A 12983-nucleotide genomic window follows, 5' to 3' on the forward strand; every position below is an offset into this window, starting at 1 on the left:
GGAGTCGCTCTGCTGCGAAATTTATCGGCCTATGACCTATTCCATGTCCCAGGTCGGCTCATCTTCACCATCTTTAAATAAAAAAGAAGTACCGGTTGGAGCCGGTACTTCTTTTGGTGCGTTGTTTCTTGGCTGTAGCTTTTGCCGTTAGCTTACAGGCCGCAGGCTGCTTTGAGTTCTTCGACTCGGTCGGTCTTCTCCCAGGTGAAGTCGGCGTCTTCGCGGCCGAAGTGACCGTAGGCTGCCGTCTTTTCGTAGATGGGGCGGCGCAGGTCCAGGTCGCGGATGATTGCGCCCGGGCGCAGGTCGAAGGTCTTCTCTACGGCCTCAACGATCTTGTCCTCGGCGACCTTAGCGGTACCGAAGGTGTCGACCATGATTGAAAGGGGCTTGGAAACGCCGATGGCGTAGGCAAGCTCGACTTCGCAGCGGTCGGCCAGGCCGGCGGCGACCACGTTCTTGGCGACCCAGCGCGCGGCGTATGCGGCGGAGCGGTCAACCTTGGTGCAGTCCTTTCCGCTAAAGGCACCGCCGCCGTGACGGCCGTAGCCGCCGTAGGTGTCGACGATGATCTTGCGGCCGGTGAGGCCCGTGTCGCCCATGGGGCCGCCCACGACAAAGCGACCGGTGGGGTTCACGTAGATGTCCGCGTTGTCCCACGGCATGTTCTCGGCGGCCATGACCGGGGTGATGACGTGCTCGATGAGGTCGGCCTTGATCTTGCCCATGTCCTCGATCTCGGCGGCGTGCTGCGTGGAGATGACGATGGTCGTGACCTCGACGGGCTTGCCGTCTTCGTAGCGCACGGTGACCTGGGTCTTGCCGTCGGGACGCAGATAGGCGAGGGTGCCGTCGTGACGCACGGCGGCCAGGCGCTCGGCTAGGCGGCTTGCCAGGTAGTGTGGCATGGGCATGAGGGTCTTGGTCTCGTTGGAGGCATAACCGAACATCATGCCCTGGTCGCCGGCACCGATCAGGTCGATCGGGTCGGTGGTAGCGCCGGTCTGGGTCTCGAAGGACTCGTCAACGCCCTGGGCGATATCGGGTGACTGTTCGTGGATGAGGCTCATAACGCCGCAGGTGTCGCAGTCAAAACCGAACTTGGCACGGTTGTAGCCAATGCGGCGGATAACACCGCGGGCGATTTCCTGTACGTCGACGTAGGCCTGGGTGCGAATCTCGCCGGCGACGATGACGGTGCCGGTGGTCACGAGGGTCTCGCAGGCGCAGCGGACGTTCTCCACGTTGGCGGGCACACCGTTGGGCGCAATATAGCCCTGCTCCTGCAGCTCTATTTCTTTGGCGAGGATTGCGTCGAGGACGGCGTCACTGATCTGATCAGCGATCTTATCGGGATGACCTTCGGTCACCGACTCCGACGTAAAAACAAAGGACCCGTGTTGGGGTGGGATGGAACGAAGTTCTTCTGACATGATTGTCCTTTCAAAAACGTGTCCCAGCGACCGTTACCATTCCGCCGGGCTCTCTATGCAAGGGCACATCATAGCGCGTAAATCAAACATTCACACCCTTTCCGCACCTGCTCATTTAAGTCTGTCCCCAATGAGTAGTCCCCAATGAGTAGGTCGGTGCCCTTTGTGCGGAGGTTGCTTTGATGCTTTATACTGGTGCGGTTAGACATCCATCCTGCAATCGAGGAGATTTCCATGGCATCAGACGTTCGCGTCCGCTTTGCACCCTCACCGACGGGCAAGCTGCACATCGGCGGCGCCCGCACCGCTATCTATAACTGGGCTTTCGCCCGTGCTAACGGCGGCACGTTCATCCTGCGCATCGACGACACCGACCCCACCCGCTCCACCGACGAGAACACGCAGATCATCCTGCGCGCCATGCGTTGGCTGGGCCTGGACTGGGACGAGGGTCCCGAGGTGGGCGGCGATTTTGGCCCCTACGCCCAGACTGAGCGCTTGGACCTGTACAAGCAGGCCGCCCAGAAGCTTTGGGACGAGGGCAAGGCCTATCCCTGCTTCTGCACCAAGGAGCAGCTCGACGCCGACCGCAAGGCCGCGCAGGAGCGCAAGGACCCCTTCCAGGGCTATCAGCGCCGTTGCCGCGATCTTGATCCCGAGGAGGCCCGCCGTCGCATCGAGGCCGGCGAGTCCTACGTCCTGCGTATTAAGGTGCCCGAGGACCGCGGCGACGTCGTCATCCACGACGCCGTCCACGGCGAGGTGACCTTCGACGCCAAGGAGCTCGACGACTTTGTCATCTTCCGCTCCGATGGCACGCCCACGTATAACTTCGCGACCGTCGTCGACGACGCCATGATGAAGATCACCCATGTCATCCGCGGCGACGACCACCTGTCCAACACCCCGCGTCAGGTCATGGTCTACGAGGCCCTCGGCGCTCCCGTGCCCACGTTCGCTCACATCTCCATGATCCTGGGCGCCGACGGCAAGAAGCTCTCCAAGCGCCACGGCGCCACCTCGGTGGAGGAGTACCGCGATGCCGGTTACCTGTCCGACGCCTTCGTCAACTATCTGGCGCTGCTCGGCTGGTCGCTCGACGGCGAGACTACGATCATCCCGCGCGAAGTCCTTGCCAGCAAGTTCTCGCTCGACCGCATCTCCAAGAACCCGGCTACCTTCGACCCCAAGAAGCTCGACTGGGTCAATGCCGAGTACATCAATGGTATGTCCGATGCTCAGTTTGCCGACGAGATCATGGTTCCCGAGCTGCACGAGGCGGGTCTCATCGAGGGTAATGTCGAGTACGGCGAGGATTGGATCGACGCGCTTGCCGCCATCGTCAAGCCGCGCACCAAGATGCCGGCCGACGCCGTGACCGTCGCCGCTCCCATCTTCGCTACGGCCGAGACGCTCGAGTATGACGAGAAGTCCGTCAACAAGGGCCTGGCCAAGGAGGGCATGGGTGCCATTCTGGATGCCGCCAAGGCCGCTCTCGAGGGCGTGAACGAGTGGACGGCTGCCAACATCGACGCCGCGCTTGAGCCGCTGCCCGAGCAGATGGACCTTAAGAAGCGCGTGGTGTTCCAGGCCGTGCGCGTCGCCGTCTGCGGCAACATGGTGAGCCCCCCGCTGGGCGAGACCATGGCGCTCGTCGGCCGCGACGACTGCCTGGCGCGTATCGACCGCGCCCGCACGATGGCGCTGTAGCAGCCGCGTAAACGCATGTATCCGAGCCCCGTTCACCCGAGCGGGGCTCTTGTTTCTGTACCGATGAGTGGGTTGCTGGGACAAAATAATCAGTAGTGTTTGTCCCATGTTCGAGTGACGCAACGAGCTCGACACTCGTATCGGCCATGGGACAAACTCTACTGATTATTTTGTCCCACCCCTTTCAGGTCCGTTCATTAGAGGTGGTGTATGGCTCAACAACTGTCGCTGTTTGGTTCGCCGGAACCGGAGGAGGTTCCAGCGGCGCCCGTGCCCGCCGCTGCACCGGCCAAGCCCGAGCATACACTTGACCCCATCGCCGCCTACGCGAGCGTGGTCCTCGACATTCCCACCCGTGCGCTGTCCGAACCGTTTGTTTACGGCATCCCTGAGCCCCTTGCCAACGATGCCCAGATCGGCTCCACCGTCCTAGTTCATTTTGGCAACCGTGCGGCCGCGGGCTACATCGTCGACATCGCGCCCGAGCTGGGCGACCTGCAAGGTAACGACGCTCTCGACCCCGCGCGCGTCAAGCCTATCGAGGCTATCCTCAGCAAGCCGCTCTTTACCGCCGAGGCCGCCCGTATCGCACGTTGGATGAGCCGCGAGTACGTCGCGACGCTTTCCGAGTGCCTGCGCCTGTTCTTGCCTCCGGGCGGCAGCCCGCGCGTGGTCAAGGGCGATGACGGCGCATGGTCGGTTGAGCGTCCCGCCGTCAAACCCATCCAAAACCGCTGGGTGATGCTTACGCCCGAAGGCTTTGACTACACGCCGCCCAAGACCGCGGTCCGCCAGCGCCAGCTCATTGAGGCGCTTCAGTGCGGCCCCGTTACGACGCGCGACCTCAACCTGCTTTACAACAGCATGTCGGCGACCATCAAGGCGCTCGAAAAACGCGGCGTTGTGGTGGTGGAAGAGCGCCGCGCCTGGCGTGGCTGCGGCGAGCAGACCACGCTGTCCTCGGCAAGCGGCAAAGCGCCGGTCTCCCTTACCAGTGGCCAGCAGCAAGCACTTGCTCAGATCGAGCGTGCCCGTCTGGACGCTCATGGCGACGTGGTGCTGGTAGACGGCGTCACCGGCTCAGGCAAAACCGAGGTCTACCTCTCCGCCATCGAGCGCGTGCTCGCAGCCGGTCGCTCTGCCTGCGTGCTGGTGCCCGAGATTTCGCTGACGGCCCAGACCGTCGGCCGCTTCCGTTCGCGCTTTGGCGAGACGGTCGCCGTGTTCCATTCGCGGCTTTCGGCCGGCGAGCGCCTGGACCAGTGGGATATGGTTGCCAGCGGTGCGGCCCGCGTGGTCGTCGGCGCACGTTCGGCGCTCTTTTGCCCGCTTGGCGACCTGGGCCTCATCATCATTGACGAGGAGCACGAGACCAGCTACAAGCAGGGGTCCAGTCCGCGCTACCACGCGCGCGAGGTGGCGGCCGAGATGGCGCGGCGCTACCGCTGCCCGCTCGTGTTGGGCTCCGCCACGCCCTCGGCCGAGGCCCTCGACCACTGCCGCCGTGGAACGTATAACGGCACCACTTGGACGCGCGTCGAGATGCCCGAGCGCCCGGGACACGCCGTGCTGCCCGAGGTCCGCATTGCCGACCTGCGCCGCGAGTTTTCGCACGGTAGCCGTTCAATGTTCTCTAAACCGCTGATGGAAGGTTTGGAGCGCGTTGTAGAGCACCGCGAGAAGGCCGTGCTGCTGCATAACCGCCGTGGCTTTGCGCCGTTCCTGATGTGTCGCGAGTGCGGCTGCGTTCCCACCTGCAACCACTGCTCCACCGCGCTTACGTATCACGAGCGCACGCACACGCTGCAATGTCACACATGCGGATCCTCCTGGCGCGTGCAGCCGTATCCCGCGCCCACGAGTCGTTGCCCCAAATGTGGCAGTCGCTACCTGGCAAAAATGGGGCTGGGCACGCAGCAGATCGAGGACGCACTGCACCAGATGCTGCCCGAGGACGTCGCCATCATCCGCATGGATGCCGATTCCACGCGCGGCAAGGATGCGCACAAAAAACTGCTCGAGCAGTTCGATGCGGCCGATTGCGCCGTGTTGCTGGGCACCCAAATGATCGCAAAGGGTCTCGACTTTCCCGAGGTCACGCTCGTGGGCGTGGTCAATGCCGACTTTGCCCTCAAGCTGCCGGACTTCCGCGCAGGGGAGCGCGCCTACGATTTGCTGGAGCAGGTTGCGGGCCGCGCCGGCCGCGGCGATCGCCCCGGCGAGGTCATCATCCAGACCTACCTGCCCGATGACCCGGTCATCCGCGCCGTCGCCGAGCACGATCGCTCGATCTTTACCGACTGCGACCTGGACCAGCGCCGCGACGCACTGTATCCGCCGTTCGTGCGCCTGGTTAACATTTTGGTGTGGTCTGCAAACCGCGACGATGCGCAGGATTATATCGGGCGCATCGCAAAGCTTCTTAAGCGCCGCTGGCATGCCGCCGCGCCCGATTTTTTGCGGGCGGGGAGTGCCATGCCGCAGGTGCTGGGTCCGGCTTCGTGTGTAATCGAGAGAGCCAAGGACCGTTACCGCTTCCATCTGGTTGTGAAGTCGCCCGTGGGGTACCATGTCTCTGATGATATCGACGCCTGCCTCAAAGAGGTGGGCTCTGTGCGCGGCGTGAGCGTGAGCGTTGACGTCGACGCCTATGATTTGATGTAACAACCCGAAAGGATGGCCATGGAAGCCAACGGAATCGTACTGTCGCCCGACCCTCGTCTGCGCCAGGTGTGCGCCGTCATCGAGGAGATTACCCCGGCGATCGAGGCGCTTGCCGAGAAGATGAAGAAGATGATGTTCGAGAACGGCGGCTGCGGTCTGGCTGCCCCGCAGATCGGCGAACTCATTCAGCTCGTCACCATCGACTGCGACTACAGCGACAAGAACGACTACGACCCGTACGTGCTTATCAATCCCGTCATTGTTGAGCAGAGCGACCATCTGGTGCCCTTTAGCGAGGGCTGCCTGTCCATCCCCGGCATTAGCTGCGAGATCGAGCGTCCCGATCACGTTGTCGTCGAGGCGTACGATCTCGATGCCAACCTTATTCGCTATGAGGCCACAGGCGACCTCTTCTGCGTGTGCCTGCAGCACGAGATCGACCACCTGCACGGCAACACCATGTTCGAGCGACTGAAGCCGATGCAGAGGATTAAGGCAGTCAAGGAGTACCAGGACGCCCTGGCCCGCGGCGCTCGACCGGGCGAGACGGAGTAGGTCCCACCGTCCCCGGTGCTGAGCGCCCACATATCATCCCGTGCTCAAACATTCTCGCTTTGCTGCGAAACTGCGCGCGGGACGATATGTGGGCGCTCAGCACCGGGGACTGCGTTGTTCTGGCTCGGTTCGCCCGGGTGCCGTTGGGCCAGGGAGGGGCGTCTTCGCTGATAGGTGCTTTGTTGGAAGAGCTGCTTTTATTGCGGCTCTTTCTTTGGTTTTGGGTATATTTGTTCTTGTTGAAATGTTATTGCGGATGGACTGGTGACTTGGCTTTCCGCTGGTCTTTGTAGCCGTCTCGGCTTTGGTTGAGGGGAGACGTTCTTTATGCGTATTGTGTTTATGGGTACGCCCGATTTTGCTGTGCCTTCGCTGACTTCGCTTGTTGAGGCTGGGAATGAGATTGCGCTTGTTGTTACTCGTCCTGATGCTGTTCGTGGGCGTGGTAAGAAGCTTGAGCCGTCTCCTGTTAAGGCCAAGGCGCTTGAGCTTGGCCTGCCGGTTGTTGAGGCTAATCGTATGACGCCTGAGGTTGTTGAGGCGTTTCAAGCTGCGCAAGCCGATATTTTCTGCGTGGCTGCCTATGGCTGCATTTTGCCTGATGAGGTGCTGCATATGGCGCCGCTTGGTATTGTGAATGTTCATGCGTCATTGCTGCCTCGCTGGCGTGGGGCTGCTCCTATTCAGCGTGCGATTCTCGCTGGTGATGAGGTTGCTGGCGTTTCTATTATGCGTATTGGACATGGCGTTGATACCGGCGCTTATTGTGCCCAGGCGTCTACGTCGGTTGCCGGTAAGCATGCCGAGGCTTTGACCATGGAGCTTGGTGAGCTTGGCGGCAAACTGCTTGCCGATACGCTTCCTTCTCTTGCCGATGGCACCGCCGTTTGGACTGAACAAGATGAGTCGCTTGTTACCCATGCTGCCAAGATTTCTAAGCAGGAGATGCGCCTGGATCCGCAAATGGAGGCGCTTGATTGCGTGCGTCATGTGCTGGCCTCGTCCGATACCGCGCCTGCTCGTTGCTTGATTGCCGGCAAGACCGTGCGTGTGCTCGATGCTGCGGCGGCTGATGTGTCGCTCGGCGAGGGTCAGGTTCTCGTTCAGGCTAAGCGTGTTTACCTTGGCCTTTCTGATGGCTCGGTTGAGCTGCTCGAGGTTAAGCCTGACGGCAAGCGTGCTATGTCTGCTTCTGCTTGGGCTGCTGGCCTGCAGGGTGCCGATCTTATCTGGGGTGTATTGTCATGAGCAAGCTGTCTCCCGCGCGCAAGCTTGCGCTCGATGTGCTGATGGAAGCCGATCGCCGCGGCATGTATGCGCGTGACGTGCTCTCTGCTCGCGCTACGGCCAAGGCCATCGACCAGCGCGATTCTGCATTTGCCGCCCGCTTGGCGCTGGGCGTTGCCGCCACACAGGGCATTTTGGATGAGCTGCTCGACCAGTTTCTCGATAAACCCAAAAAGGTTGCACCGCGCGTGCGCATGGCGCTTCGTATCTCGGCCTTCGAGATGCTCTATCTGCATACGCCTGGCCGCGTTGCCGTAAGTCAGGGTGTTGAGCTGGTTCGCAGCGGCGCTAAGTCGGCTGCCGGTCTGGCGAACGCCGTGCTGCATAAGGTTGCTGACAATGTTGAGGACTTTGCCACCGCAGCCGATGCCGATGAGTCCGAGCGCCGCTTGGTTCGCCTATCTCGCCTGATGGGCCTGCCGCGCTGGCTGTGCGCTCGCATTATGGCTTCGTTCGATACGCCCGAGGGCGCGCTCAACTTTGCGGGCAATCTGGCGCCCGCGCCGCTGGCCCTGCATGAGAACGCCTTTGCGACCAAGTCCGATCCGTATATCTCGCAGCTCGTCGCGCCTGTGTTCCCGGGCTGCCATGCCCCGGTCGATGCGCAGGTCACGGTTGCATCGGGCGTGTTTGAGCGCGCTGCGGCCGTGGCGTCTGATCTCAACGCGCAGCTTATCGCCACAGCTGCCACGCGTCCTGGAAGCTGCCTTGAGATTGGTGCCGGTCGTGGCACCAAGACCTATGTGATGATGTGCCAGGCCAAGCGTGCGGGATATGAGCGTCAGCATACGGCGCTTGATCTTCATGATCGCAAGTGCGATCTGAATCTCGCTCGCCTGCATAAGGCCGGTATTCAGGGCGTTCGTACGGTTTCGGGTGATGCGTGCGAGCTTGATGAGGTGCTCACATCGTTTGATGCCATGCTTGGCAAGCCGGTTACGTTCGACACGGTCTTTATCGATGCACCGTGCTCTGGCACCGGAACCATGCGTCGTCATCCTGAGATCCCGTGGCGCCTGACCGAAAAGGATGTGGCGGTTGAGCTGCCCAAACTGCAGCTGACGATGCTCAAGGAAGCCGCCGCGCGCGTGGCTGCCGGCGGTGAGCTTATCTATGCCACCTGCTCGGTCTTTGATGAGGAGAACACGCAGGTCGTGGATGCCTTCCTGGCCTCTCCCGAGGGCGCCGGCTTTACCGTGGCGCCGCTCTCCGAGGCGCAGATCCTGCAACTCCCCGAGTTCGATCAGGCTAAGAAGCTCATATCCGTACGCCAGAACGAACGAGGCCTCTTCCAAAGCGTGCCGGTAAACGCCGACTCCTGCGACGGCCACTTCTGCGCCCGCCTGGTCCGCAAGTAACGACTAAGTTGCGGTGAAATAGGGATTGAATAGCGGCTTTTACCTGCCAAACAGTCCTTATTTCACCGCAACTCATAAGGAAACCTGGGTAGCTAAAGAATCAGCCCCGCGATCGGTGTCGGTCGCGGGGCTGTTCGGTTTCTAGTGGCTGTGAGGGCAGTTGGCGCAGCAGCCGCTGGTGGCGCTGGTGCTGGCGCCGCCGCTTCGCTGGTCGGTGTTGTAGAAACCGCTGCCCTCAAATTTAATACCGCTGGCCGAGAACGTCTTGACCGCCGGGGCACCGCAGCTCGGGCATAGGACCTCGGCGGTCTCGGACATGGGATGCTCAATCTCAAACACGTTGCCGCAGCTCGAGCACTTATAATCGTAGCGCGCCATAATACTTCCTTTTCAGCACAAAGCGGGCAGATCGCTCTGCCCGCATAAATTCAAACAGCTGTAACTGTACCCTATATCGGGGGTTTTATCACGCTTCGCCCCAGAATCTATGGGTGTTGCGCAGGAGCTGTGCAGTTTTGCCCTCGGCGGCCGCAACGTCGGCCTCATCGGCCTGCCAGGTCCAGTTGCCCGTGGCGACACCCGGCACGTTCATGCGCGCGTCGTCGCTAAGCCCCAGAACATCCTGCAGCGGCATCATCACCAGGGGAGCGTCGCTTGCCAGCGCGTCGCTCATCAGCTTGGCCGCCACCTCAACACCGCTCGGCTCGTCGCCGCCCGCAAAGGAGCGTGTGCACCAACCGGTGAGCGTCGACGTGTCGTGCGTCGAGGTATACAGAATCTTGCCCGGCGTGGGATGCACACCGCAGCGGACGTCGTAATCGCTAAACTCCAGCACGTCCATGCCGGGGAAGCCGCAGGTCGAAGCCATGGCGCGAACACCGGGCGTCAGGTAGCCTAGGTCCTCGGCGATAAAGTTGAGCGGCCCCAGCTCGTCATAGGCAGTCTGGAACAGATCCTTGCCCGGACCCGCCAGCCAGCGGCCGTCGGCGCAGGCCTTGCCTGCGGGAATGCTAAAGTAGCTGTGGAATCCCAGGAAGTGGTCCAGGCGCACACGGTCGTAGAGTGAGAACGCGCGACGCAGACGGTCCATCCACCAGCGGTAGCCGTTCTCCTTCATATGACCCCAGCGGAACGTCGGGTTGCCCCACACCTGGCCCTCGGGCGCAAAGTTGTCGGGCGGTGCACCGGAGATCTCGATTGCCTTACCGGTATCGGACAACCAGAAGTTCTCGGGTTCGCTCCACGCATCGGCCGAATCGTCCGAAACGTACATAGGAATGTCGCCGATAACCTCGATGCCCTTCTTGTGCGCATAGTTCATGAGCTCGCACCAGGCAAGGTCAAAGCGGTACTGCATGTACGCCTGCAGCTCTGCCTCGTCGTGGAAACGCTTGTCGTCAATCAGATGCTCGTTGTAGCGCGCGACATCGGCCGGCCAATCGTGACGCGATTCACCTTCAAAGTACTTCTTGACGGCCATGTAGACGCAGTACTTCTCGAGCCAATCGGCGTTGCGATGTTTAAACGCCGTGTAGAGCGGGTCTGCATCCTCGCCGCCACGGGCCTTCCAAGTCTCAAAGTCGGCCGCCAGTTCCACTTGGCTCTCGGGCAGCAGGTCAACATTGCCCGCAAAGGCCGAAGGCCCAGCGTAAGGGGAGCGGAAGAAGTCCGTCGGGTTGACAGGCAGGACCTGCCAGTAGCGCATGCCCATAGCGGACAGATGGTCGATAAAGCGACGCGTGGGTGCGCCGATCGTGCCGGGCTTGCCGTCATCGGTCGGCACCGAGGTGATGTGGCACACGACGCCCGCGTCGTGATCGAGCGGCTCCTGCAGGCGCTGCTCGGCATGGTGATAGATGATCGACGAGCCCAGCGGATACAGATCGAGCGTGACCGTACCGTTGTGGATCTCGCACTCGTGACCGCTGATGACGTCACTCGCGCATTCGCCGAGCGCCGGAATCGTCACGCGGTGCGAATTGCGCAGACTGCGGTTGATGATAACCGTCGCGGACTCGCCATCCTTGCCCGTGCGGTTGTAGGCCAGCACCTCATCGTTGAGCGCGAAGGCCTTAATCTCGCCGTCGATCATAAACGGCAGTGCGCGGCGTACGGCGGAGGCGTTCTTGACAATAGCCAGCGTGTCGAAGTCGTGCAGTTGGTCCTTGGTCGGCAGAGTGCGGCGGTTGCCCGGATCGGTAAGGCCCTCCAGGCCGTATTCGTCGCCGTAGTAGATCGAAGGCACGCCGGGGAAGGTCATCTGCATGAGCGTTGCAAGCCAAAAACGGCTCTTGGCCAGGCCCATCGAGCTCTCGTCCAGTCGCCACTTGCTGCGCTCGCGCTCGGGCAGCTGCGACTCGTCGGGGCCGCCGCCGAGCACCGAGATGATACGCGGGCGGTCGTGGCTCGAAAGCAGATTGAGCGCGCAGGACAATGCCTCGCTCGGGTAGTTCTCGCGCAGGGTTTCGATATCCTCGGCTGCTTGGTAGGCGTTCTTGTAGCCCATCAAAAAGCCGATGACCATGTCGCGGAAAGGGTAATCCATAGCAGAGTCCAGCTCGGAGCCCTGCAGGTAACGACGCAGATGGCCATAGCTAATCTTGTTGGAGGCGTCTTCCCAGACTTCGCCGAGCAACAACGCGTCAGGCTTTTCGGCAAGTACGGCCTTCTTAATCTCGGCCAGGAAGTCGTCGGAAAGCTCGTCAGCGACGTCCAGGCGCCAACCATGGGCACCGGCGCGCAGCCATTTGCGGATCACGCCGTCCTTGCCCAGGAGCCGCTCGCGTACCAGCTCGGAGCTCTCATTGATGGCGGGCATGTTGCCCACGCCCCACCAGCAGTCGTACGAGCCGTCCTCGTGGAAATAAAACGCATCGCGCCACGGCGAATCCTCGCTCTGCCACGCGCCCACGCCGGGGTAGTTGCCGTAGCGGTTGAAATAGATAGAGTCGTCGCCCGTGTGGTTGAAGACGCCGTCCAGAATAATGGAAATGCCGAGCTTCTCGGCTGCCTCGCACAGCTCCGTAAAGTCCTGCTCGGTGCCCAGGATCGGGTCGATCTTAGTGTAATCGGCCGTGTCGTAGCGGTGGTTGCTCGCGGCCTCAAAGATGGGGTTGAGGTAGATGGCTGTAAAGCCCAGCTCGGCAATGCGGGGCAGGTCATTTTGGATACCCTTGAGCGAGCCGCCGTAAAAATCCCAGGTCCTGATGGAGCCGTCTTCGGCACGCTCGTACTCGGGCGGTTCATTCCAGTCCTCGACCATGCGGCGCTGGATTCCGTTGCGAGGCTTTTCGACTTCGGTCAGCGTGCGCTCGCGCCAGTTTTCGTCGCGTGCATAGCGGTCGGGGAAGATCTGGTAAACCATGCCACGCTCGTACCACTCGGGACGAATTTCGCGGTGCTTGTAGACGGTAATCTGGAAGGACGGGACCTCGGCGTAGTCGTAGGTTACGCCCTCGCCGCCGGTGCGGCCTTGCGGCGCGCCCAAGCGAACCTCGGGTTGGCCCTCGATATTGCAGATAAAGCTGTACCAGATAAGACAGGGCTCGGTGCACACAAGCTCTACGGTAAATATTCCGTCGCCCTCGTGCGTCATGGGATACAGAGACTCACCGATCTCATCGACCCAAGTGCGCAGCGTAAGCGTTGCCTGATTTGGATCGGCATCCTCCAGAATCACGGAGAGCGAAAGGGTAGTTCCAGTGGTCACAGCGCCAAACGGAGTGCGAAACTGCGACAGGCGGCTGTTGTGAATCAATCTCATAGTACGGTCCAGTTCAATAGAATCATGGCCTGCTGGCCATGGGCTTTACGCACAGGTTATAAGTATATCTGTTGTACACAGGGTGTATAAACAACATCCGTTTACCATCGGCGAACGGTTGTCCTAGAAAAACGTTTTACCAACTATCTACAGAGAAGGGGCGCCCGGTTGGAGCGCCCCTTGCTTAGGGTTTGATGAGGTTTTAGATCGTCT

At 61.2% G+C, this 12983-nt stretch carries 8 protein-coding genes; 5 read left to right on the top strand and 3 right to left on the bottom strand.

All coding sequences use genetic code 11. The features are described from left to right. Positions 1-152: 152 nt before the first annotated feature. Positions 153-1433, bottom strand: coding sequence for a methionine adenosyltransferase (gene metK, locus DW821_RS02640; RefSeq protein ID WP_118065398.1), 1281 nt, complete (start codon positions 1431-1433; stop codon positions 153-155). Positions 1434-1667: 234 nt separating this feature from the next. On the opposite strand from metK, the gene gltX reads away from it, so the two are divergent. The 5 genes from gltX to DW821_RS02665 all read left to right on the top strand — a co-directional run bounded on the left by gltX (position 1668) and on the right by DW821_RS02665 (position 9007). Then, a complete protein-coding gene (gltX, locus tag DW821_RS02645) occupies positions 1668-3143 on the top strand; it encodes a glutamate--tRNA ligase (RefSeq protein ID WP_117647871.1) in 1476 nt (491 codons plus the stop codon). Between the two features lie 210 nt (positions 3144-3353). After that, positions 3354-5807, top strand: a complete 2454-nt coding sequence (priA, locus tag DW821_RS02650; RefSeq protein ID WP_118065400.1) for a primosomal protein N' — start codon at positions 3354-3356, stop codon at positions 5805-5807. Between the two features lie 18 nt (positions 5808-5825). After that, on the top strand, positions 5826-6362 hold the full coding sequence (gene def / locus DW821_RS02655) for a peptide deformylase (protein ID WP_118065402.1): 537 nt from the start codon (positions 5826-5828) through the stop codon (positions 6360-6362). Between the two features lie 327 nt (positions 6363-6689). Further along, positions 6690-7610: a methionyl-tRNA formyltransferase gene (fmt, locus tag DW821_RS02660; protein WP_118065404.1), complete on the top strand. Its 921-nt coding sequence runs from the start codon at positions 6690-6692 to the stop codon at positions 7608-7610. Then, entirely contained in the window at positions 7607-9007 is a 1401-nt protein-coding gene (locus DW821_RS02665) for an RsmB/NOP family class I SAM-dependent RNA methyltransferase (protein ID WP_117639435.1), read from the top strand. Before fmt ends, DW821_RS02665 begins: the two co-directional genes overlap by 4 nt. Before the next feature lie 141 nt (positions 9008-9148). Here DW821_RS02665 and DW821_RS02670 read toward each other — a convergent pair whose 3' ends face one another. Continuing rightward, a complete protein-coding gene (locus DW821_RS02670; protein WP_118065406.1) occupies positions 9149-9385 on the bottom strand; it encodes an FmdB family zinc ribbon protein in 237 nt (78 codons plus the stop codon). 88 nt (positions 9386-9473) lie between these two features. After that, on the bottom strand, positions 9474-12770 hold the full coding sequence (locus tag DW821_RS02675; protein ID WP_118065408.1) for a 4-alpha-glucanotransferase: 3297 nt from the start codon (positions 12768-12770) through the stop codon (positions 9474-9476). Between the last annotated feature and the right edge of the window lie 213 nt (positions 12771-12983).

It is taken from the genome of Collinsella sp. AM33-4BH (assembly GCF_003469205.1).
In the GTDB taxonomy this organism is placed as follows: Bacteria; Actinomycetota; Coriobacteriia; order Coriobacteriales; family Coriobacteriaceae; genus Collinsella.

Excerpts from the sequence above, each read along its gene's own strand:
- fmt (WP_118065404.1), top strand. The coding sequence starts at position 6,690 with ATGCGTATTGTGTTTATGGGTACGCCCGATTTTGCTGTGCCTTCGCTG.
- priA (WP_118065400.1), top strand. The coding sequence starts at position 3,354 with ATGGCTCAACAACTGTCGCTGTTTGGTTCGCCGGAACCGGAGGAGGTT.
- DW821_RS02665 (WP_117639435.1), top strand. The coding sequence starts at position 7,607 with ATGAGCAAGCTGTCTCCCGCGCGCAAGCTTGCGCTCGATGTGCTGATG.
- def (WP_118065402.1), top strand. The coding sequence starts at position 5,826 with ATGGAAGCCAACGGAATCGTACTGTCGCCCGACCCTCGTCTGCGCCAG.
- DW821_RS02675 (WP_118065408.1), bottom strand. The coding sequence starts at position 12,770 with ATGAGATTGATTCACAACAGCCGCCTGTCGCAGTTTCGCACTCCGTTT.
- gltX (WP_117647871.1), top strand. The coding sequence starts at position 1,668 with ATGGCATCAGACGTTCGCGTCCGCTTTGCACCCTCACCGACGGGCAAG.
- metK (WP_118065398.1), bottom strand. The coding sequence starts at position 1,433 with ATGTCAGAAGAACTTCGTTCCATCCCACCCCAACACGGGTCCTTTGTT.
- DW821_RS02670 (WP_118065406.1), bottom strand. The coding sequence starts at position 9,385 with ATGGCGCGCTACGATTATAAGTGCTCGAGCTGCGGCAACGTGTTTGAG.